This window comes from Pseudomonas sp. BO3-4, from assembly GCF_034044115.1.
GTDB lineage: Bacteria > Pseudomonadota > Gammaproteobacteria > Pseudomonadales > Pseudomonadaceae > Aquipseudomonas > Aquipseudomonas alloputida.
Window position 1 is genome coordinate 645,396 of record NZ_CP139018.1, and the last position, 17,105, is coordinate 662,500.

General features: G+C 62.4%; 16 protein-coding genes and 1 pseudogene. 6 read left to right on the forward strand and 11 right to left on the reverse strand.

Annotated elements, in window-relative coordinates; genetic code table 11:
- Positions 1–49: 49 nt before the first annotated feature.
- Positions 50–829 carry an AraC family transcriptional regulator gene (locus tag REH59_RS02930; protein WP_014861049.1) on the forward strand — a complete coding sequence of 260 codons (780 nt, stop codon included), beginning with the start codon at positions 50–52 and terminating at the stop codon, positions 827–829.
- Positions 830–897: 68 nt separating this feature from the next.
- Here REH59_RS02930 and REH59_RS28700 read toward each other — a convergent pair whose 3' ends face one another.
- The 5 genes and pseudogenes from REH59_RS28700 to REH59_RS02950 all read right to left on the reverse strand — a co-directional run bounded on the left by REH59_RS28700 (position 898) and on the right by REH59_RS02950 (position 6,254).
- Positions 898–1,665: a methyl-accepting chemotaxis protein gene (locus tag REH59_RS28700; protein ID WP_370688781.1), complete on the reverse strand. Its 768-nt coding sequence runs from the start codon at positions 1,663–1,665 to the stop codon at positions 898–900.
- A 138-nt stretch (positions 1,666–1,803) separates the two neighbouring features.
- Positions 1,804–2,841, reverse strand: a pseudogene (locus tag REH59_RS28705) (cache domain-containing protein); the annotation flags it as partial.
- 167 nt (positions 2,842–3,008) lie between these two features.
- A complete protein-coding gene (cueR, locus tag REH59_RS02940) occupies positions 3,009–3,419 on the reverse strand; it encodes a Cu(I)-responsive transcriptional regulator (RefSeq protein WP_004576995.1) in 411 nt (136 codons plus the stop codon).
- On the reverse strand, positions 3,416–5,815 hold the full coding sequence (locus tag REH59_RS02945) for a heavy metal translocating P-type ATPase (RefSeq protein WP_003255288.1): 2,400 nt from the start codon (positions 5,813–5,815) through the stop codon (positions 3,416–3,418). The genes cueR and REH59_RS02945 overlap by 4 nt, the downstream gene beginning before the upstream one ends.
- A 52-nt stretch (positions 5,816–5,867) precedes the next feature.
- Entirely contained in the window at positions 5,868–6,254 is a 387-nt protein-coding gene (locus tag REH59_RS02950; protein WP_003255287.1) for a hypothetical protein, read from the reverse strand.
- Positions 6,255–6,399: 145 nt separating this feature from the next.
- Between REH59_RS02950 and REH59_RS02955 the strand changes: the two genes are divergently transcribed.
- The gene (locus REH59_RS02955) at positions 6,400–6,597 is read left to right on the forward strand and encodes a heavy-metal-associated domain-containing protein (protein WP_003255286.1); all 198 of its coding nucleotides are present in this window, start codon (positions 6,400–6,402) and stop codon (positions 6,595–6,597) included.
- Between the two features lie 107 nt (positions 6,598–6,704).
- Positions 6,705–7,886, forward strand: coding sequence for a multidrug effflux MFS transporter (locus REH59_RS02960; protein ID WP_003255285.1), 1,182 nt, complete (start codon positions 6,705–6,707; stop codon positions 7,884–7,886).
- Here REH59_RS02960 and REH59_RS02965 read toward each other — a convergent pair.
- Complete coding sequence (locus REH59_RS02965; RefSeq protein WP_003255284.1) at positions 7,837–8,034, reverse strand: hypothetical protein; 198 nt, start codon at positions 8,032–8,034, stop codon at positions 7,837–7,839. The genes REH59_RS02960 and REH59_RS02965 overlap by 50 nt on opposite strands.
- A 489-nt stretch (positions 8,035–8,523) precedes the next feature.
- On the opposite strand from REH59_RS02965, the gene REH59_RS02970 reads away from it, so the two are divergent.
- Positions 8,524–9,237, forward strand: a complete 714-nt coding sequence (locus tag REH59_RS02970) for an ArsR/SmtB family transcription factor (protein WP_004576993.1) — start codon at positions 8,524–8,526, stop codon at positions 9,235–9,237.
- Between the two features lie 20 nt (positions 9,238–9,257).
- Here REH59_RS02970 and REH59_RS02975 read toward each other — a convergent pair whose 3' ends face one another.
- From REH59_RS02975 to REH59_RS02995, 5 genes are all read right to left on the reverse strand, one after another.
- Complete coding sequence (locus tag REH59_RS02975) at positions 9,258–10,205, reverse strand: adenosine deaminase (RefSeq protein ID WP_014861051.1); 948 nt, start codon at positions 10,203–10,205, stop codon at positions 9,258–9,260.
- Between the two features lie 85 nt (positions 10,206–10,290).
- Positions 10,291–10,977, reverse strand: coding sequence for an SDR family oxidoreductase (locus REH59_RS02980; RefSeq protein ID WP_014861052.1), 687 nt, complete (start codon positions 10,975–10,977; stop codon positions 10,291–10,293).
- Positions 10,978–11,345: 368 nt separating this feature from the next.
- Positions 11,346–11,930 carry an IMPACT family protein gene (locus tag REH59_RS02985; protein WP_010951864.1) on the reverse strand — a complete coding sequence of 195 codons (585 nt, stop codon included), beginning with the start codon at positions 11,928–11,930 and terminating at the stop codon, positions 11,346–11,348.
- A 9-nt stretch (positions 11,931–11,939) separates the two neighbouring features.
- Positions 11,940–12,602, reverse strand: coding sequence for a TetR/AcrR family transcriptional regulator (locus REH59_RS02990; protein WP_003255279.1), 663 nt, complete (start codon positions 12,600–12,602; stop codon positions 11,940–11,942).
- Between the two features lie 90 nt (positions 12,603–12,692).
- Positions 12,693–13,613, reverse strand: coding sequence for a LysR family transcriptional regulator (locus tag REH59_RS02995; RefSeq protein WP_029380767.1), 921 nt, complete (start codon positions 13,611–13,613; stop codon positions 12,693–12,695).
- A 115-nt stretch (positions 13,614–13,728) separates the two neighbouring features.
- Here REH59_RS02995 and REH59_RS03000 point away from each other — a divergent pair, with 115 nt between their 5' ends.
- Entirely contained in the window at positions 13,729–15,075 is a 1,347-nt protein-coding gene (locus REH59_RS03000) for an aspartate aminotransferase family protein (RefSeq protein WP_004576992.1), read from the forward strand.
- 73 nt (positions 15,076–15,148) lie between these two features.
- Positions 15,149–16,642, forward strand: coding sequence for a CoA-acylating methylmalonate-semialdehyde dehydrogenase (locus REH59_RS03005; protein ID WP_014861053.1), 1,494 nt, complete (start codon positions 15,149–15,151; stop codon positions 16,640–16,642).
- The last annotated feature ends 463 nt before the right edge of the window (positions 16,643–17,105 follow it).

Below are 17,105 nucleotides of genomic sequence, written 5' to 3' on the forward strand. Positions count from 1 at the left end.
TCATGATCCAGCTGTTAGGCTTGTCTGGTCAGAACTAAAAGAAAATACCATGCCGATCATCGGACACCCCCGCGCTATCCCCGCGCTGGAACACCTGCCCAGACCGCTCTACGCCCGTGCCGAAAGCCTTGGCGCCGGTTCGTGGACCACTCGCCACCAGCACGACTGGGTACAGTTTTCCTACGCCATCAGCGGCGTACTCGGCGTGTACACACGCGACGGCAGTTACTTTGCCCCACCGCAGTGGGGGGTGTGGATCCCCGCCGATGCCGAGCATGAAGTGGTCACCTCGATGCAAGCCGAGATGCGCAGCCTGTATGTGCGCCGCGATGCCTGCCCATGGGCGCCGGAACAATGCCGAGTGCTGGAAGTCACGCCGCTGGCGCGCGAGCTGATAAAGCAGTTCTGCCTGTTCCCGGCAGATTACCCAGAGGACGACAGCGCCGAGGCGCGTCTGGTGGCAGTGCTGCTCGATCAGTTGCGCACCTTGCCAGAAGTCGGTTTCTCGCTGCCGTTGCCCCGCCACCCTGGTTTGCTGGCACTGTGCAATGGCTTGATCGCTGCACCAGACCAGTCGCAGACCTTGCAGCAGTGGGCGTTGGAGCTGGGGTGTTCGGAGAAGACGCTGATGCGGCTGTTTCAACGGGAGACCGGCTTGAGCTTTCGTAATTGGCGCCAGCGCATGCGGTTGTTATCGTCGCTGGCGTTGCTGGAGGCGGGGGAGAATGTGACCGAGGCGGCGCTGGGGTGTGGGTATGACTCCACCTCGGCCTACATTGCGGCGTTCAAGCAGCTGTTTGGCGCGACACCGGGGGAATTGAAGCTCTGATTTTCGGTTTCCTGTGCCGGCCCTTTCGCGGGGTTATCCGCGAAAGGGCCGGCACAGGCCATGCATCATCAGGTGCGGAACCTGCGCACCAGCGTATCCAGCTCATTGGACAGCCCGGCCAGGCTCTCGGAGTCCTGGCGCGCCGCCTGGGCCAGCTCGGCCACCAACTGCGCATCCCCGTGAATCTGGCTGATGTGCCGGTTGATGTCCTCAGCCACCTGATGCTGTTCTTCGGCTGCCGTGGCGATCTGGGTGTTCATGTCGCGGATCACGTCCACCGACTCACGGATCTGCCCGAAGCTGTCGCGGGCCAGACCAATGCGGCTGACCGACTGCTGCGACACTTCCAGGCTGGCGTGCATCTGCTCGGCCACTTCGGCGGTACGGCTGGCCAGGTTGCCCAGCAAACCGTCGATTTCAGCGGTGGAGTCGGCAGTACGCTTGGCCAGCGCCCGCACTTCGTCGGCCACCACGGCAAAGCCGCGCCCCTGCTCACCGGCACGGGCCGCTTCGATGGCGGCGTTCAGGGCCAGCAGGTTGGTTTGTTCGGCAATCGAACGGATGGTGCCGAGGATCGACTGAATGGCGTTGCTGTCACGCTCCAGCTGTTGAATCGACTGGGCCGATTGCTCGATTTCGTGGCTCAGGCGATCAACGCTGTGTACCGCTGCATCGATCTGTTGCTGCCCTTCGCGGGCCTGCTGCTGGCCGCTGTCGGCCGACTGCGCGGCCTGGCTGCAGGACCGTGCCACTTCATTGGCGGTGGCGACCATTTCGTGGAATGCAGTGGAAACCATATCCACGGCTTCGCGCTGGCGGCCGGCCGCCTCGGCCATGTCGCTGGAGACGCGGGTCGAGCTGCTGGACGTGCTGAGGATCTTGCTGGCGGCAGCACCGATGTGCTGGATCAGGCTGCGAATGGCACCGAGGAACTGGTTGAACCAGCTGGCCAGTTGCGCGGTTTCGTCGCGGCCGCGGATTTCCAGGTTGCGGGTCAGGTCACCCTCACCTTGGGCAATGTCCTCCAGGCCGTTGGTGACGCTGTTGATCGGGCGCACGATCAGTTTGGCGAAGGCCGCACCGACCACCGCGAACAGCGCGGCCAACACCACAGCGATGACACCGATCAGCCAGGTGAGCCGGGTGGTGGTCTGCATCACTTCGCTTTGTTCGATCAGGCCGATGAAGGTCCAGCCCAGCTGCTGATCGGGGTAGACGTTGGCCATGTAGTGCACGCCATCGAGTTCGACCTCGACCAGGCCTTTGCCGGCTTTGGCCAGCTTGGCATAACCGTCGCCAAAGCTTCCCAGCTGCTTGAAATTGTGGGTGGCGTCGCGCGGGTCGACCATCACGTTGCCGTTGCTTTCCACCAGTATCAGGTAGCCGCTTTCGCCCAGTTTGATCTGCTTGACGATCTCGGTCAGGCCCTTGAGCGACACGTCGATGTTGACCACGCCGCCGGGGTTGCCCAGCTGGTTGGCCACGGTGCGCACGGTGCTGACCAGCACCGCATCGTCGGCGGCCCAGTAGTAGGCGCCGGTACGCATCGTCTTGCCAGGGTTGGCCATGGCAAGTTGGTACCAGGGGCGCGTGCGTGGGTCATAATTGACAAACTTCTGGCCGGCCGGCCAGCCAGTGTAGCCGCCGTCATTCACCCCGTAGGACAGGTAGGCGTAGGCGGGGTGTGAGTTGGCCAGGCGAGTCATGAAGTCGAGAATTTTGCTGGCCTGCTCGCCCAGTTCGTAGGACGGGGTTGCGCTCATGTACTTGTTCAGCTCGCTGCCCGTGGCGGCAACCATTGGCTGGGAAGCCATGTACTCGACGTTCTGGTTGATCCCCTGGAAGAAGATGTTCATCGCGTTGCTGACCTGGCGGATTTCCCGGCTGCTGCTGTCGAGGAATCCGTCGCGGGCTTCGCCGCGCAGGTTGATGACCACCAGGGTGGCCACGAGAACGATGGGCAAGCCGGCGATGACCGCGAATGCCCAGGTCAGTTTCTGTTTGATGCTCATCGACGCTCCCGGAATTTTTGTTTTCGACACACGAGGCAGGTAGCAACTGCATCGGCAGCATCCGGGTTTTATGAAGCCAAAACGCCCGTATTTATTGGATAAAGTCGTGGTTGGTGACTATTCGGTCGTGTTTGGACATTTATGGCATGCCAAAGGCGCGTGGCAGCTCAGTGACAGCAGCTGCCCGCAGCGCCATTGGCCAGGTCTTTGAGGATCGGGCAGTCCGGACGGTCGTCACCCTGGCAGTGCGAAACCAGCTCGCCGAGGGTGTCGCGCAGGCTCACCAGCTCCTCGATGCGCCGGTTCAGTTCATCGATGTGGTGCATGGCCAGCGCCTTCACATCGGCGCTGGCACGTTGGCGGTCCTGCCACAAGGTCAGCAACTTGCCGACCTCTTCGAGGGAAAAGCCCAGGTCGCGGGAGCGTTTGATGAAGGCCAGGTTGTGCAAGTCTTGCGCCTGGTACAGGCGGTAGCCGCTGTCGCTGCGAGTGGCGGGTTTGAGCAGGCCGATGGACTCGTAGTAACGGATCATCTTGGTGCTGAGCCCGCTGCGGCGGGCGGCCTGGCCGATATTCATGGCGCCTCCTGGGTGCTGCTGGTGGGTTTCCACGTTTTAAGCCACAGTGCATTGCTGACGACGCTGACACTGGACAGGGCCATGGCAGCTCCTGCCAGTACCGGGTTGAGGTAACCCAGCGCGGCGAGCGGAATGCCGATCAGGTTGTAGATGAAGGCCCAGAACAGGTTCTGGCGGATCTTCGCGTAGGTTTTGCGGCTGATTTCCAGCGCGGCGGGCACCAGACGCGGGTCGCCACGCATCAGGGTGATGCCGGCGGCCTGCATGGCCACGTCGGTACCGCCACCCATGGCAATGCCGATGTCGGCCGCGGCCAACGCCGGTGCATCGTTGATGCCATCGCCAACCATGGCGACCACCCCATCCTGCTTGAGCGCGGCCACGGTCGCGGCCTTGTCGGCCGGTAGCACTTCGGCGTGCACATCGTCGATGCCCAGTGCCTCGGCAACCACTTTGGCGCTGCCACGGTTGTCACCGGTCAGCAGGTGGCTGCTGATGTGTTGGGTGTGCAGGGTTTCGATGGCCTGCGCGGCGCCAGGCTTGAGGCTGTCACCAAAGGCGAACAGGCCCACGACTCTCGGTTGCGCGCCGCGCTCGATCAGCCACGACAGTGTGCGCCCTTCCGCTTCCCAGGCCTGGGCCTGGGCGGCCAAATCGCCGGGCTGCAGACCGCTTTCGTCAAGCAGTCGGCGGTTGCCCAGCGCCAGTTCACGGCCTTCAACGCGCCCGGCAATGCCGCGCCCGGTCAGTGACTGGCTGTCGGCAACGGTTGGCACGTCCAGCCCTTGCTCTGCACAGGCCACCAGTACCGCCTTGGCCAGCGGGTGTTCACTCCCGCGCTGCAGGGCGCCGGCCAGGCGGTGAAGGTCGGCACTGTTGCCGTCCAGCGCCTGACTGTGAACCACCCGCGGGCTGCCGGAGGTGAGGGTACCGGTTTTGTCGAACACTACGCGGTTGACCGCATGGGCACGCTCCAGAGCTTCGGCATCCTTGATCAGGATGCCGTGGCGGGCGGCGACCCCGGTGCCGGCCATGATCGCGGCGGGCGTGGCCAGGCCGAGGGCGCAGGGGCAGGCGATGACCAGCACGGCGACGGCGTTGATCAGCGCGGTTTCCAGCGGTGCCCCAGCCAACCACCAGCCGATCAGGGTGATCAGGGCCAGTACCAGCACGGCCGGGACGAACACCTGGCTGACACGGTCGACCAGCTTCTGGATCGGCGCTTTGGCGGCCTGGGCGTCTTCCACCAGGCGGATGATGCGCGCCAGCACGGTCTCGGTGCCCAGCGCCTGGGTACGCACCAGCAGCCGGCCTTCACCATTGATGGCGCCACCGGTGACGCTGTCGCCGGGCTGCTTGGGCACTGGCAAGCTCTCGCCGCTGATCAGGGCCTCATCGGCATGGCTGCTGCCGTCTTCGACCACGCCGTCGACCGGGAAGCGTTCGCCGGGCTTGACCAGTACCAGGTCGCCCAAGCGCAAGTGGGCGATGGCCACGTCCTCTTCCACGCCGTCGACCACGCGCAGGGCGCGTTCCGGGCGCAGGGCTTCGAGGGCTCGGATGGCACTGGCGGTCTGGCGTTTGGCGCGGCTTTCCAGGTACTTGCCCAGCAATACCAGGGCAATCACCACGGCTGAGGCTTCGAAGTACAGGTGCGGGGCCATACCGGCGGGAGCCTGTGCCCATTGGTACAGGCTCAGGCCATAGCCAGCGCTGGTGCCCAGGGCCACCAGCAGGTCCATGTTGCCGGCACCGGCGCGCACGGCCTTCCAGGCTGCAATGTAGAAGCGGGCACCGAGAATGAACTGCACGGGTGTGGCCAGCAGAAACTGCGCCCAGGCGGGTAGCATCCAGTGCAAGCCGAACGGTTGTACCAGCATGGGTAATACCAGCGGCAGGGCCAACAGCAAGGCTGCACCGACTGCCAGGCGCTCGTTGCGCAGGCGGCGCTGGACAGCGCTTTGGTCGTCCTTGGTCGATTGCGGCAGGCTGGCGCTGTAGCCTGCCTTTTGCACAGCGTCGATCAGCAGGTTGTCATCAAGGGCCGCAAGCACTTCGAGGTGCGCGCGTTCGCTGGCCAAGTTGACGCTGACCCGCTCGACCCCGGCCAATTTGCCCAGGGCGCGCTCTACTCGGCCGACACAACTGGCGCAGGTCATGCCGCCTATCTGCAGTTCGAGGGTGCGGGTTGGTACCCCGTAACCGGCCTCGCGCACGGCTTCGACCAAGGCTGGCAGGCTGGCAGGCGGGGCTACAACCCGGGCTTTTTCAGTGGTGAGGTTTACGCTGACCTGTTCAGCGCCGGTGACCTTGCGCAGGGCGCGCTCGACCCGGCCAGCACAGCTGGCGCAGGTCATGCCGGAGATCGGCAGGTCGTATGTGGTGGATGCGGGCATGGCTCTCCTCCTTGGACAGGCCTCCAGCATCAACCTTGCCACGCAGGCAAGGTCAATAGCCCAGGTCGGCTCGTTTCAACTCCAGCCCATATTGCCCCATGGCGATGCGGTATTTGTTGATCTGGCCCGCCTGCAGATTCAAACGCGTGCTGCGCTGGTCCTCTATACCTGCGGCGCAACCCGGCATTTGCCCAGGCAGCAGGCGCAGGCGCACATCCACCGGGCCAGGCGGCAGGTTGAACGAGGTGGACTGCTCCTGGAAAACGCGCCCGGAAAGCTGGTCGTTGAGGTACACGCCGATTTCGCAACTGGTGGCCACTTCCAGGCGCTCCCGGGAAATGATCAGTACGCTGTAGGCCGAGTTGCCCTCGGCGAATGCCGGTGGCACCACAGCCAGCGCGCCCAAGAGCCCGACGACGCCCAATGCTGCCCTGAACATGAAAAATCTCCTGCTTGCCTGATCGTCAAAGGCGCAGCTTGGCCGACGCGGACGCGGATTTCCACCCCGGGCGTTGCAGGCAGGGCTTGACCTTGCCCTCATGGCAAGCTTGAGACTTGTGAAAAACCTGAAGGAGGTAACCCCCATGCAAGTGTTCAATGTACAAGGCATGACCTGCGGCCATTGCGTGAAAGCCGTGACCCGCGCGGTGCAGGAGCAGGATGCGGCAGCCAGGGTGGAAGTTGATCTGGCAGGTAAACAGGTGCGTGTGCAGAGCGAGTTGGCGCAGGAGCAGATTCTCACTGCGATTCGCGATGAGGGGTATCAGGCCGAAATCGCCTGAAGACCTGATTGCTCCCACCGGGGGTAACAGTGTTGCAAATGTTTTCACATTGACAGGGTCCACAGCAGGTAGAATCAGTCACTTGCTTAGCCTGCTATGGATTCCTGATGAACCTGCGAATGGTGCTCATCCTGGGCGCACTCAGTGCGTTCGGGCCCTTGGCGATCGACTTTTACCTGCCAGCCTTCCCGGCCATGGCGCAAGCGTTCGCCACCGATGAAAAACACGTCCAGGCCACGTTGGCCGCCTACTTCCTGGGCCTGTCTATCGGGCAGTTGGCCTATGGGCCGGTTGCCGACCGCTTTGGCCGACGCAAACCGCTGATGTTCGGCGTTACGCTGTTCACCTTGGCATCACTGGCCTGTGCCTACGCCCCCAACCTCGATACCTTGGTGGTGGCGCGTTTCATCCAGGCACTGGGTGGTTGTGCCGGCATGGTGCTTTCGCGGGCCATCGTCAGCGACAAGTGCGACCCGGTAGCTTCAGCCAAAGTGTTTTCGCAACTGATGCTGGTCATGGGCTTGGCGCCGATCCTGGCACCGATGCTGGGTGGGGTGCTGGTGAACCTGGCCGGCTGGCAGTCGATCTTCCTTGCGCTGAGCCTGTTCAGTGCCGGCTGCCTGCTGGCGGTAAGCCTGGGCCTGCCGGAAAGCCTGCCCGAGCATATACCCCGGCAACCGCTGTCTGGCGCCTTGCGCCAGTACCTGCGGCTGCTGGCTGACCGGGTTTTCCTCGGCCATGCCCTGACCGGCGGTATCGCCATTGCCGGCATGTTTGCCTATATCGCCGGTTCACCTTTCGTGTTCATCAAACTGTATGGCGTGCCCGCTGAGCACTACGGCTGGCTGTTCGGCACCAACGCCGCAGGTTTTATTCTGGTGGCGCAGGTGAACGCCCGCCTGCTGGCCAAACGCGGGCCGGCCTTCCTGCTGGGCCGTGCGGTGTGGCTGTATCTGGTTGCGGGCCTGGTGTTGCTGGGCGTGGCGGCGTTGCGCCCTGCGCAACTGTGGCCGCTACTGGTGCCGCTGTTCATCTGTATCGCCAGCCTTGGTTGCATCATTCCCAATGCTTCGGCCTGCGCCATGAGTGGACAGGGCGCGCGTGCCGGCAGCGCCTCGGCACTGATGGGCTGTGTGCAGTTCAGCGTAGCTGCGGGTGCTGCGGCGCTGGTCGGGCTGCTGCATGATGGCAGTGCGGTGCCCATGGCAATCGTGATCAGCCTGTGCGGGGCGCTGGTGGTCAGTGTTGCGCTGTTGACCCGGCGTTTGCAGGCCAAGGCTCCCGCATGAGCGGGTGAGGTGCCTGCAGCCGGGTTTCCAGCGTGGCGACGAAGGCACGCGCCTCAGCCTCGCTGCGGAAACTGACCACATGCTGATCGAGCTGGACTTGCCAAGGGCAGGCGGGGTTTCGGCTCGACGCACTTACGATAATTTTCATCGCTGCATACCTCCAGGAAGGGGAGCCGCTCAAGTGTAGCGCTGGCCCGCCAGCCTGCCATGACACGGCTTCAGCGTCCTGACTGACGGTAAGTGTGTGCATTTTCCTGGCGGTGTCTCCTACTTTGGGCTCAATGCCTGCAAACCCGCAGAACCTTCGCTTTGTTTCGCACTATTTGTGGAAGGTTGCTGTGGGCCACATCTGAAATGGCTGCAAGTTTGTTTTCATCAAGATGTTTCAGCGCGTTTGTGTGGGCGTACCGGTGCCTTGATTGACTGGGTGCCGGGGCGTTTTCGAAGCCGCCTCGCTGCTTGCCATGGGTAGGCATACCCAGTGGTTTTTCGTCATGAGTACGATGGCACCTGGCCGTCTGAACCGGCGTTTTCTGCGGCTTATACTGGCGAGCCAGGCCAGTGCCAGCGAGAGGCGCTTCCCTGGCAGGGTTGGCCATCGCATCCCCACAGTGAACTTGCAGGGAGTTACAAGGACATGAACGCAGCCAGCAGTATCAGCCAGATCGCCAGCCTGATGGCCGACCCCAAGCGCAGTGCCATGTTGTGGGCATTGATCGATGGCACACCACGGTTGGCCAATGAGCTCGCGATAATGACTGGCCTGACTTCATCGTCAGCCTGCGCGCACCTTTCGCTGCTGTCGTCGGCCGGTTTGCTCAGGCATGAAGCCAGGGGCCGCAAACGTTACTTCTGCCTGGCTACCCCGCAGGTCGGAGCGGCGGTAGAGGCCTTGGCCAGCGTACAGCTGGAAAGCGCCAGGGGAGAGCGTGCCGAAGCGCCGGTATCGTCGCTGCCGCTGTCGATGCGCCGGGCGCGCCGTTGTGGCGATCACCTGGGTGGGGAGTTGGCCAGTGAGCTGTACCATCGCATGGTGGTGGCTGGCTGGTTGGAAGGCAGCGGACGGCACTTGAGGGTCAGTGACGAGGGGCGGGCGCAGTTGGCCTTGGTCGGGGTGTACATCGATGCCCTGGCGCCCCACCAGCAACGAGGTTGCGTGATCTGCCGCTGCACCGAATGGAATGACCAAGGCCCGCATCTGGGGGGCGTACTGGGTCAGGCCTTGTTCAGGTTGTTCCTGCAATCTGGCTGGATGCGCGAGATAGAGGACTCGCGGGCACTGCATATTTCGGCGCTGGGTATCCAGCAGATCAATCGCATAGCCCGCGTGGCGACGTTGCAGGTCGGTTGAGCGCAACGTCGTCATGCTACTCAAACCAACCGTGCGTCCAGGCTGTTCTGCGCCAGGCGACGAGCCTGGTCTTCGGTCATGCCCAAGTGGGTATGCAGAGCGTGGAAGTTCTCCGTGACGTAGCCACCGAAGTAGGCCGGGTCGTCCGAGTTGACCGTGACTTTCACACCACGCTCGAGCATGTCGAGGATGTTGTGCTGGCTCATGTGGTCGAACACGCAGAGCTTGGTGTTGGAGAGCGGGCACACCGTGAGCGGGATCTGCTCGTCGATGATGCGCTGCATCAGGCGCTCGTCCTCGATGGCGCGCACGCCATGGTCGATACGTTTGATCTTCAGCAGGTCGAGGGCTTCCCAGATGTACTCGGGCGGGCCTTCTTCGCCAGCATGGGCAACCGAGACGAAGCCTTCGCTACGGGCGCGGTCGAACACCCGCTGGAACTTGCTTGGCGGGTGGCCCATCTCCGAGCTGTCCAGGCCTACGGCAATGAACGCATCGCGGAACGGCAAGGCCTGATCGAGGGTCTTGTGCGCTTCATCCTCGCTGAGGTGGCGCAGGAAGCTGAGGATCAGGCCGCTGCTGATGCCCAGTTGTTCGCGGCCATCCTTGAGCGCCTGGCTGATGCCGTTGAGCACCACTTCGAAAGCAATGCCGCGGTCGGTGTGGGTCTGCGGGTCGAAGAAGGGTTCGGTGTGGATCACGTTCTGGGCCTTGCAGCGTTGCAGGTAGGCCCAGGTCAGGTCGTAGAAGTCCTGCTCGGTGCGCAGCACATCTGCGCCCTGGTAATACAGGTCGAGGAACTCCTGCAGGTTGTTGAAGGCATAGGCACCGCGCAAGGTCTCCACATCGGCCCAGGGCAAGGCGATCTTGTTGCGCTCGGCCAGGGCGAACAGCAACTCGGGCTCCAGTGAGCCTTCCAGGTGCAGGTGCAGTTCGGCCTTGGGCAGGGCGTTCAACCAGTCATACATAGTGGTCATCTCAATCAGGTACGGTTGCGGCCATTCTACAGGGGCTGGCTGGGCAATGCGCCCAGCCGGGCTGCGACCTGGTGAATCACCAGACCAAGGGTTCGCCCTTGTAGTTGATGAAACGCAGGCCGCCCTTGCCGCTTTGGGCCTTGATCTGTTCGATCATGCCGCGGGTGCTGGTGAGCACATCGATTTCGGCGTTTTCGCCACCCATGTCAGTTTTCACCCAGCCCGGGTGCATGGCCAGCACGCACAGGTCCGGGCGCTGCTGCTCAACGAAGAAGCTGTTGATCATCGAGTTCAGTGCCGCCTTGCTGGCCTTGTACAGGCAGATTTCGCCACCGTCTGGGATGGTGACGCTTCCCAGGATCGAGCTCATGAAAGCCAGCACACCACTGCCTTCGCGTATTTGACCCACCAGGCGGCGAGCCACGCGTATCGGCGCCACAGCGTTGGTCATGAACAGATCGCCAATGTCGCTGTTGTGGACTGCCTCCAGGTCTTGCGGCAGGGGGCCCATGACCCCGGCGTTGACGAATATCAGGTCGAACACCTGGCCTTGCAGGCGTTGCCTCAGGCTGTCGAGCTGAACGGTGTCGTTCATTTCCAGCTGCTCGATATGCACGCCGGGCACGTTCGCCAGGGCGCCGGGCTGCTGCGGGTTCCGGACGGTGGCAGTGATGTGCCAACCGTCTTCGTGCAGGCGTTGTACCAAGCCCAGGCCAAGCCCGCGCGAGGCGCCGATGATGAGGGCAGTTCTTGAATTGGCCATAGGAACATTCCTTTATCGGTGTAGGAGAAAGGAATTGAGCATACGTCACGGCGAATACGCGTGCCTGGTTTGCGTCTGGTTAAAAAATGGTCAGTTTTGTCTGGGCCTTGCGGGGCCGGGCGCTTCGCCTGTTGGCGCACGGGTTATCCACAAGCTGGTCCACAGTTATTGTGTGCAAGGTGAGCAAGCGGGGCGCGGCTTGGATGGGCGGTTCGCTGGGGATAAGTCGCGCACATTCAGCAGTTTACGACTGTCATCAAATAGTGATCAAAATATGATCAAAGCTCTGGGTGCCTCGAAATCACTAGCCTGCAAGAGAGTGCCCCAAGCTTATCCACAGGCAGGCCCACAGTTGTTGTGGGCAATGTTCAGCGTGCTTCGAGCAAAATACGCCCGCGGCTCAGGTCCGCCAGTTGCTGTTGCAATGGCGCCAGGTGGGCGTCACCGAGGGCAATCACCAGGTCCACACCATTGGCGGTGAACTGTTCGTCCAGGACCAGGCCGTCAACCTCGGCCAAACGCAGCTTCACCAGCGCCAGCTCGCTGAAACTGCAACTGCAGCTGAAATGGCTGCGCTGCACCAGTAGGCGCTTGGGCGCCTGTTGCAGGCACTTGTTGGCGCCGCCGCCATAGGCCCTGGCCAGGCCGCCGGTACCCAGCTGGATGCCGCCGTACCAACGGATCACCAGCACCACCACCTGGTCGCAGTCCTGCGCTTCAATGGCCGCCAGTATCGGCCGCCCTGCAGTGCCGCCGGGTTCGCCGTCGTCACTGCTGCGGTACTGCGCGCCGAGTTTCCAGGCCCAGCAGTTGTGGGTAGCGGCCAGGTCGCTGTGGCGTTCGATGAAACTCATCGCTTCGGCGGCGCTGCTGATCGGCCCGGCGAGGGTGATGAAGCGGCTTTTGCGGATTTCCTCGCGGTATTCGCAGAGGTCGAGCAGGGTAGAAGGCATAAAGGACAGTCAGGCAGCCGGCTTGATGCCGCAGCCCTTCAAAATGATGTGGATAAGGTTGTTGCTCGCGTCTTCCATGTCCTGCTTGGTCAGGCGGCTGCGGCCAGTCACCTGGCAGATCTGGGTGGCGAAGTCGGCATAGTGCTGGGTGCTGCCCCAGAGCAGGAAGATCAGGTGCACCGGGTCGACCGGGTCCATTTTGCCTGCTTCGATCCAGGCCTGGAATACCGCAGCACGGCCGCGGAACCATTCGCGGTAATCGGCACTGAAGTATTCGGTCAGGCAGGTGCCACCGCTGATCACTTCCATGGCGAAAATGCGCGAAGCTTGCGGGTTGCGCCGGGAGAACTCCATTTTGGTGCGGATGTACTGGCTCAGGGCTTCACCGGGGTCGTCATCGACGCTCAAGGCGTTGAAGGTGCTGTCCCACAACTCGATGATGTTGCTGAGCACGGCGATGTACAGGCCCAGCTTGTTGGTGAAGTAGTAATGCAGGTTAGCCTTGGGCAACCCCGCCTTGAGGGCGATGGTGTTCATGCTGGTGCCCTTGAAACCATGGCGGGCGAACTCATCTTCGGCGGCCTGGATAATGGCCTGTTCGTTCTTCTGGCGGATACGGCCCGCGGGCTTGCCCGAGGCGGAGAGGCGATGCGCAGGGACTTCTAGGGTCATGGACGATTCCGTACGGGGCAGTGGCTGCGGCTGTGGGACAAGATTACCTGCCTGTGCCGAAGTGACAAGCGTTTGCGGCACAGACTGGCATCAACGTGTCGCAGCCAGGCTTTCGAGGAAGCTTTCCAACACCAGGTTGGGGCGCCGGCCTTTGCGGGTAACCCAGCTCAGGCTCAGGTCATAAAAGCGCTCCTTGGGCTTGAGCGCACGCAAACGGCCTTGCTGTACCCAGAACATGGCGTAGTGGTCGGGCAGATAGCCAATATAACGCCCGGTGAGGATGAGAAACGCCATGCCCTCGCGGTCAGAAGCACTGGCTGTGCAATTCAGCGCCTGGTAGTGCGCCTGGATGTCGGCCGGCAGGCGGAAGGTGGGGGTGATGGCTTCCTGGCTGTTGAGGCGTTCGTCGTCTATCTGCTGGTCGTCGGCGTAGAACAGCGGGTGGCCGACTGCGCAGTACAGCAGCGAGCGTTCGCTGTACAGCGGTTGGTACTCAAGCCCCGATAGCGGGCTGGTCTGTGGGACGACGCCAACGTGCAGGCTGCCGTCGAGCACGCCGTGCTCGACCTGGCTGGGGGCGATCATACGGATCTGGATGCGTACATCAGGGCCGCGGTCCTTGAGTTCCGCCAGGGCATGGGTGATACGCATGTGCGGCAGGGTCACCAGGTTGTCGGTCAGGCCGATGTTCAGCTCGCCGCGCAAATGCTGGTGCAGGCCATTGACCTCGGTGCGGAAGGTTTCCAGCGCGCTGAGCAGTTGCAGGGCTGAATGGTAGACCTCGCGGCCTTCCTCCGTCAGCGAGAAACCGGCGCGGCCGCGCTGACACAGGCGCAGGCCGAGGCGTTGTTCGAGGTCGTTCATCTGCTGGCTGATGGCCGAGCGACCAATGCCCAGTACGTTTTCGGCAGCGGAGAAGCCACCGCACTCGACGACGCTGCGATAGATCTTCAGCAGGCGGATGTCGAAATCGCTGACTTGGGCGAGTGGATCGGGTCTTCGGCTCATCAGTTTAGTCTCGGCCTGCCTGAAGGTTAGAAATGTAGGCTTTTTCAGACTCTATCGCCGTGCCAACTTAGCTGCAACAACATCCATCGTTGCCTAATCGTCTTCCGAGGAACCGCCGATGAACATGCCCGAAACCGCCCCCACGGGTATCGCCAGCCAGCTCAAGCTGGACGCCCACTGGATGCCCTATACCGCCAACCGCAACTTCCAGCGCGACCCACGCCTGATCGTGGCGGCCGAAGGCAACTACCTGGTCGATGACCACGGGCGCAAGATCTTCGACGCCCTGTCTGGCCTGTGGACCTGCGGCGCAGGGCACACTCGCAAGGAAATCGCTGACGCGGTGACCCGCCAACTAAGTACGCTGGACTACTCCCCAGCGTTCCAGTTCGGCCACCCGCTGTCGTTCCAGCTGGCGGAAAAGATCGCCGAGCTGGTTCCGGGCAATCTGAATCACGTCTTCTATACCAACTCCGGTTCCGAGTGCGCCGATACCGCGCTGAAGATGGTGCGTGCCTACTGGCGCCTGAAAGGCCAGGCAACCAAGACCAAGATCATCGGCCGTGCCCGTGGTTACCATGGCGTGAACATCGCCGGTACCAGCCTGGGTGGCGTCAACGGTAACCGCAAGATGTTTGGTCAGCTGCTGGATGTCGACCACCTGCCTCACACCGTGTTGCCAGTGAACGCCTTCTCCAAAGGCATGCCGGAAGAGGGCGGTATCGCGCTGGCTGACGAAATGCTCAAGCTGATCGAGCTGCACGATGCCTCCAACATCGCAGCAGTCATCGTCGAGCCGCTGGCCGGTTCGGCCGGTGTGCTGCCGCCGCCGAAGGGTTACCTGAAGCGTCTGCGTGAAATCTGCACCCAGCACAACATTCTGCTGATCTTCGACGAAGTGATCACAGGCTTCGGCCGCATGGGCGCGATGACCGGCTCGGAAGCCTTCGGCGTTACCCCGGACCTGATGTGCATCGCCAAGCAGGTGACCAACGGCGCCATCCCGATGGGCGCAGTGATTGCCAGCAGCGAGATCTACCAGACCTTCATGAATCAGCCGACCCCGGAATACGCCGTGGAATTCCCACACGGCTACACCTACTCGGCGCACCCGGTAGCCTGTGCCGCCGGTCTCGCCGCGCTGGACCTGCTGCAGAAGGAAAACCTGGTGCAGTCCGCGGCTGAACTGGCGCCGCATTTCGAGAAGCTGCTGCACGGCGTGAAGGGCACCAAGAATATCGTCGATATCCGTAACTACGGCCTGGCCGGAGCCATCCAGATCGCCGCCCGTGACGGTGATGCCATCGTTCGCCCATACGAAGCGGCCATGAAGCTGTGGAAAGCCGGCTTCTATGTACGCTTTGGTGGCGACACCCTGCAGTTCGGCCCAACCTTCAATACCAAGCCGCAGGAACTGGACCGCCTGTTCGATGCTGTAGGCGAAACCCTGAACCTGATCGACTGATCTTTCCGATTTTGATGCCAGGCGCATGCCCGCAGCGCGCGCCTGGCTCTCCTTTGTTTATCTGGAGTTTTGCATGAGCATTGTTCAGCACCTGATTCACGGCGAACTGGTTACCAAGGGTGAGCGCACCGCCGATGTCTTCAACCCGTCCACTGGCCAGGCCGTTCGCAAGGTCGAACTGGCCAGCCGCGCAACCGTGCAGGAAGCGATCGACTCGGCCAAGGCAGCCTTCCCGGCCTGGCGCAACACCCCTCCGGCCAAGCGCGCCCAGGTGATGTTCCGCTTCAAGCAACTGCTGGAGCAGAACGAAGCCAAGATTTCGCAGATGATCAGCGAAGAGCACGGCAAGACCCTGGAAGACGCCGCCGGTGAACTGAAGCGTGGTATCGAGAACGTCGAGTTCGCGTGTGCAGCCCCTGAAGTGCTGAAGGGTGAGTACAGCCGCAACGTCGGTCCGAACATCGACGCCTGGTCCGACTTCCAGCCGCTGGGCGTGGTTGCCGGTATCACCCCATTCAACTTCCCGGCCATGGTGCCGCTGTGGATGTACCCGCTGGCCATCGCCTGCGGCAACGCATTCATCCTCAAGCCTTCCGAGCGTGACCCGAGCTCGACCCTGTTCATTGCCCAGTTGTTGCTGGAAGCCGGCCTGCCGAAGGGCATCCTCAACGTCGTGCACGGTGACAAGGAAGCGGTGGATGCGCTGATCGAAGCGCCGGAAGTCAAAGCACTGAGCTTCGTGGGCTCGACCCCGATCGCCGAGTACATCTATGCCGAAGGCACCAAGCGTGGCAAGCGTGTACAAGCCCTGGGTGGCGCGAAGAACCACGCGGTGCTGATGCCGGATGCCGACCTGGACAACGCAGTCAGTGCACTGATGGGCGCGGCTTACGGTTCGTGTGGCGAGCGTTGCATGGCCATTTCGGTCGCCGTGTGCGTAGGCGACCAAGTGGCCGATGCCCTGATTGCCAAGCTGGAGCCACAGATCAAGGCGCTGAAGATTGGTGCCGGCACCTCGTGCGGCCTGGACATGGGCCCGCTGGTGACTGCGGCAGCGCGTGACAAGGTCGTGGGTTACATCGATGACGGTGTTGCTGCTGGCGCCAAGCTGGTGGTGGATGGTCGTGGTTTCCGAGTGGCGGGTAATGAAGATGGCTACTTTGTGGGTGGCACCCTGTTCGACAAGGTGACCCCTGAGATGCGCATCTATAAAGAGGAGATCTTTGGCCCGGTGCTGTGCGTGGTCCGTGTGAATAGCCTGGAGCAGGCCATGCAGCTGATCAACGATCACGAGTATGGCAACGGCACCTGCATCTTTACGCGTGACGGTGAAGCGGCCCGTCTGTTCTGTGACGAGATCGAAGTGGGTATGGTGGGTGTGAACGTACCGCTGCCGGTGCCGGTGGCCTACCACAGCTTTGGTGGCTGGAAGCGTTCGCTGTTTGGTGATCTGCATGCCTATGGCCCGGATGGTGTGCGCTTCTATACCCGTCGCAAGGCAATTACCCAGCGTTGGCCGCAGCGGGCCAGTCATGAAGCGTCGCAGTTTGCATTCCCTAGCCTTTAAGGGAAGTAGATGAAGCGGGGAGGCCGGCAGGCCTCCCCGCTTTGTTTTTGGGGGTTGGTTGTTGCTGTTGTAGGGGGAGGTGTGGTGGGTATGTCTTGAGGTGGTTTTGGCGGTGAGATGTGTCTGCCATAACCCCTGCAGCGCCTGTGAGATCGAGCGCCGCGCGCGTCCGGCTTGAGACATTCAGCGCCTATGAGATCGAGCGCCGCCCGCGTCCGGCTTGAGACATTCACCGCCTATGAGACCGAGCGCCGCCCGCGCGGCGCTTCGCGGGTAAACCCGCTCCTACGTTTGTTTCGGGCCAGTCCCTCCTGTGCCTGGCGCGCGCGACCGCCTTGTTGGTACGACGCGATATCGAGACAGGCACCAAGGCGTTCGCGTGCGAATCCCACAGGCATAATTGGCCCGAAACAAACGTAGGAGCGGGTTTACCCGCGAAGCGCCGCGCGGGCGGCGCTCGATC

Excerpts from the sequence above, each read along its gene's own strand:
- REH59_RS02930 (WP_014861049.1), top strand. The coding sequence starts at position 50 with ATGCCGATCATCGGACACCCCCGCGCTATCCCCGCGCTGGAACACCTG.
- REH59_RS28700 (WP_370688781.1), bottom strand. The coding sequence starts at position 1,665 with ATGGCCGAGGCGGCCGGCCGCCAGCGCGAAGCCGTGGATATGGTTTCC.
- cueR (WP_004576995.1), bottom strand. The coding sequence starts at position 3,419 with ATGAATATCGGCCAGGCCGCCCGCCGCAGCGGGCTCAGCACCAAGATG.
- REH59_RS02945 (WP_003255288.1), bottom strand. The coding sequence starts at position 5,815 with ATGCCCGCATCCACCACATACGACCTGCCGATCTCCGGCATGACCTGC.
- REH59_RS02950 (WP_003255287.1), bottom strand. The coding sequence starts at position 6,254 with ATGTTCAGGGCAGCATTGGGCGTCGTCGGGCTCTTGGGCGCGCTGGCT.
- REH59_RS02955 (WP_003255286.1), top strand. The coding sequence starts at position 6,400 with ATGCAAGTGTTCAATGTACAAGGCATGACCTGCGGCCATTGCGTGAAA.
- REH59_RS02960 (WP_003255285.1), top strand. The coding sequence starts at position 6,705 with ATGAACCTGCGAATGGTGCTCATCCTGGGCGCACTCAGTGCGTTCGGG.
- REH59_RS02965 (WP_003255284.1), bottom strand. The coding sequence starts at position 8,034 with ATGAAAATTATCGTAAGTGCGTCGAGCCGAAACCCCGCCTGCCCTTGG.
- REH59_RS02970 (WP_004576993.1), top strand. The coding sequence starts at position 8,524 with ATGAACGCAGCCAGCAGTATCAGCCAGATCGCCAGCCTGATGGCCGAC.
- REH59_RS02975 (WP_014861051.1), bottom strand. The coding sequence starts at position 10,205 with ATGTATGACTGGTTGAACGCCCTGCCCAAGGCCGAACTGCACCTGCAC.
- REH59_RS02980 (WP_014861052.1), bottom strand. The coding sequence starts at position 10,977 with ATGGCCAATTCAAGAACTGCCCTCATCATCGGCGCCTCGCGCGGGCTT.
- REH59_RS02985 (WP_010951864.1), bottom strand. The coding sequence starts at position 11,930 with ATGCCTTCTACCCTGCTCGACCTCTGCGAATACCGCGAGGAAATCCGC.
- REH59_RS02990 (WP_003255279.1), bottom strand. The coding sequence starts at position 12,602 with ATGACCCTAGAAGTCCCTGCGCATCGCCTCTCCGCCTCGGGCAAGCCC.
- REH59_RS03000 (WP_004576992.1), top strand. The coding sequence starts at position 13,729 with ATGAACATGCCCGAAACCGCCCCCACGGGTATCGCCAGCCAGCTCAAG.
- REH59_RS03005 (WP_014861053.1), top strand. The coding sequence starts at position 15,149 with ATGAGCATTGTTCAGCACCTGATTCACGGCGAACTGGTTACCAAGGGT.